This window comes from Cellulomonas sp. P2_F12, from assembly GCF_056403775.1.
Genome location: NZ_JBFUEV010000015.1, coordinates 1 through 3,237, shown reverse-complemented (window position 1 = coordinate 3,237; position 3,237 = coordinate 1). Strand labels below are relative to the sequence as shown.

Annotated in this window: 3 protein-coding genes and 1 pseudogene; 3 read left to right on the top strand and 1 reads right to left on the bottom strand. The window is 69.5% G+C overall.

What is annotated here, in order from left to right; all coding sequences use genetic code 11:
- Positions 1-355: Gfo/Idh/MocA family oxidoreductase (locus tag AC1DWH_RS20055; RefSeq protein WP_477095136.1), on the top strand; the 355-nt coding region annotated here is incomplete at its 5' end.
- A 216-nt stretch (positions 356-571) separates the two neighbouring features.
- Complete coding sequence (locus AC1DWH_RS20050; protein WP_477095135.1) at positions 572-1,432, top strand: alpha/beta fold hydrolase; 861 nt, start codon at positions 572-574, stop codon at positions 1,430-1,432.
- A 454-nt stretch (positions 1,433-1,886) separates the two neighbouring features.
- Here AC1DWH_RS20050 and AC1DWH_RS20045 read toward each other — a convergent pair.
- A pseudogene (locus AC1DWH_RS20045) lies at positions 1,887-2,123 on the bottom strand (SDR family oxidoreductase); the annotation flags it as partial.
- A 182-nt stretch (positions 2,124-2,305) separates the two neighbouring features.
- On the opposite strand from AC1DWH_RS20045, the gene AC1DWH_RS20040 reads away from it, so the two are divergent.
- On the top strand, positions 2,306-3,237 hold a 932-nt coding region (locus tag AC1DWH_RS20040), incomplete at its 3' end, for a Gfo/Idh/MocA family protein (protein WP_477095134.1).

The window sequence follows — 3,237 nt, the reverse complement described above, 5'->3', positions numbered from 1 at the left end:
CGCGAACGGCGGCGTCGGCAGCCTCGTCGGCACCTACGACTCGTCGTACGCCTACCCCCTGACCCACCAGCTGGAGATCAACGGGCGCGCCGGACGCCTGCTGGTGGAGGACACGGTGCGCCGGCTGACGGTCTCGACCGTCGGCGACGAGACCAGCCAGGTGTGGCAGGCCGGGTACTTCAACGACGAAGCCCGGCAGTTCCAGCGCACCTTCGACCGACATGTCGACGCACTCCTGCCAGCCCTCCGGTCTGGAGGCCAACCACCGATCCACGCTCGTGCGGGCCGCCGCGCGCTCGCACTGGCCCTGGGCTGCATCGAGTCCTTCGAGACGGGCCGACGAGTGCCGGTCTGAGCGTGCTCCGGACGCGGCACGCGCCAGAGTGGTGCGGACCGTCAGGCGGCGTGCCCCCCTTCGGTCCGCCCGGCTATCACCAGCGGACGCCGACGATCGTGGCGAGGTCGCGGCCAGCCGGAGACCGAGGGGTCGATACTGTCGCTGAAGAGCTGAAGAACGGGGTGCGCTCACTTGGTTGAATGAGACCTAGCCGGGGGCCGATCACGCCGCTATGTGGCGCACAACCTGGACAACCCGCATCGGGTGGCTGGCAGCTGGGCTACCAACACGCTCGCCGACGAAGGGAGCGGACCCGTGTCCGCAGCGTCTTCCGCACAGCAGTCGGCACTCCCCCCGGGGACTCAGGGGACGGCCGTGTTGGTCCACGGCGGATGGGGCAACCCGTCCGACTGGCTCTGGGTCCGGCGACCCCTCGAGGCGGGGGGCATCCACGTTCTGGCACCGGACCTGCCGTCCCATCGGTCAGCGACCGCCGGGCTCATGGACGACAGCAAAGCCGTTCGCGAGGCGATCCGTGCCAGCGAGACTCCCGTCGTCGTCGTCGGTTGGTCCTACGGCGGTGACGTCATCACGGCCGCCGCCGACGCTGAGCCCGACGTCACCGGCCTGGTCTACGTCAGTTCGGTCCCTCGCGATGAGGGCTTCGTCCAAGACGACGACTGGTTGGACGGCAACGAGCACCTCATCTGGTTTCCCGACGGCACGTACGCGCTCGACAACCGATGGTGGCTGGACGACGAGGTCGGCGCGACCTTCCCGCCCGAAGTCCGCGCCGTATTGCGCGACCATCCCCGGCGCCCCATCGCGCCGAGCGCCATGGTGAACCGACAGGTGGGCGCCGGCTGGCACACGATCCCGGCGGTCGTGCTGATGGGACGCACCGACTACTTCCTGACCGATTCAGACCTGACCTGGATGGCCACACACCCCTCCCTCGATCTGCGGATGCTCGACTGCGACCACTTCGTGCCGTTCCGTCAGCCGCAGGTCGTCGCCGACGCAGTGCGCGAGCTGCTCGCACGTCCCCCGGGGCTCTCCGCGGCGCCACGTTCAGATGATCGGGTTCAGCCCTAAGTCGCAGCCAGATACTCGGCTCCGCTCAGTGGGCCGAGCCGTGCGGCGACCGCGGTGAGGTGTTCGCCGAGAGACAGTGGTCCCACATTGGCCGGCAGCGAAGCCGCGGAGAACCTTGGGCCGCCCTTCCGGCCGCCCCAAGAACAAGGTGGCCGTCGTCCCGTCCCTCGGCCGGGCCCGCTCCCGCGGGTAGTCACGCACGTCGACGAGCTCGGGTCCGACGCGCCTCGCATCGACGATCCTGTCGGAGTCTCGGTCGCACCAGCGGCGCGCTCGCCGCCAGCGGCCAGTAGGGAATCGAAGGCGTTTCGGCGGGTACCGGCGGACGATGGCAAACGTCTGATCTGCATGTCCGCGATCGCACATCCATCGGCCCTGACCCGATTCGAGCGGTTCCGTTGACGCGGTCAACGTGAGGCTCCCGCAGTGAACGGGTCCCACCTGGGCGCAGCGGTCAGGGCACGTGCGCCACGCCGTTGACGTTGATGACCTCGCCCACCACGAAGCTGAACTCCGGCGAGGCGAGGAACACGTAGGCGGGTGCCTGCTCGACCGGCTGGCTCGTCCGGCCGAGCCAGGAGGAGTCCCCGAAGCCCTTCAGCTTCTCCGTAGGTTGCCCGTCCGAGACCTGCAGTGGTGTCCATACCGGCCCGGGTGCGACGGCGTTCACCCAGATCCCGCGCGGCGCGAGGTCGTGTCGATGGACGGCGACGCCGTGAAGGGCCGCGACGGGAACCAGGACGCGGAGAACCTGCTGGTGTCGATGCTGCCGTGGGCGCGCGGTGGCGCCGAGGTGCCACCGGCAGACGATTGACTCGCACGCCGCGTGACGTTTCACTGCAGGAACGCGCTGCCCGACGACGGGGGAAGGTCATGACCGAGAGCCCGGGTGTCGTCAACAGTGTCGCCGACGAAGGAGCGGGGGCGGCACTCTCCGACTCCGGAAGCGGCGCGCCCCTGCGCGTCGCGGTCGTCGGCCCCGGCGGGTGGGGTCGACAGCACATCCGGGTGTTCACCGAGCGGTCCGACACGACCGTCGTCGCGATCGTCGGGAGGACCGACGAGCGCGTACGACGGCAGGCAGCAGAGGCGGGCACCACGGGCTACACCGACATCGCTGCGATGCTGGACGCCGCCCAGCCGGACCTCGTCACTGTCGCGCTGCCGAACGAGCACCACTTCGCCCCGACGCTCCAGCTGATCCGCAGCGGCGTTCCGCTCCTGGTCGAGAAGCCTTTCGTGTTCGATCTTGCCGAGGCGGACCAGCTCCTTCGCGAGGCGGCCGAGCGGGACCTGTTCCTGGCGATCAACTTCAACCACCGCTACGCCGAGCCGATGCTTCGCGCACGGGCCGCGATCACGGCCGGCACCCTCGGCGAGATCGTGTTCACGAGCTGGCGTTTCGGAGGCGAGGCGAACATCGGCACGCACCCGCACGCCCAGCTGATCGAGACGCAGTGCCAYGCGTTCGACACGATCGAGCACCTGTGCGGACCGATCGTGTCCGTGATGGCCCAGATGGCGCGGCCCCACGACGGCCCATAYACGACCGTCGCCMTCGCGCTCGAGCTCGCGAACGGCGGCGTCGGCAGCCTCGTCGGCACCTACGACTCGTCGTACGCCTACCCCCTGACCCACCAGCTGGAGATCAACGGGCGCGCCGGACGCCTGCTGGTGGAGGACACGGTGCGCCGGCTGACGGTCTCGACCGTCGGCGACGAGACCAGCCAGGTGTGGCAGGCCGGGTACTTCAACGACGAAGCCCGGCAGTTCCAGCGCACCTTCGACCGACATGTCGACGCACT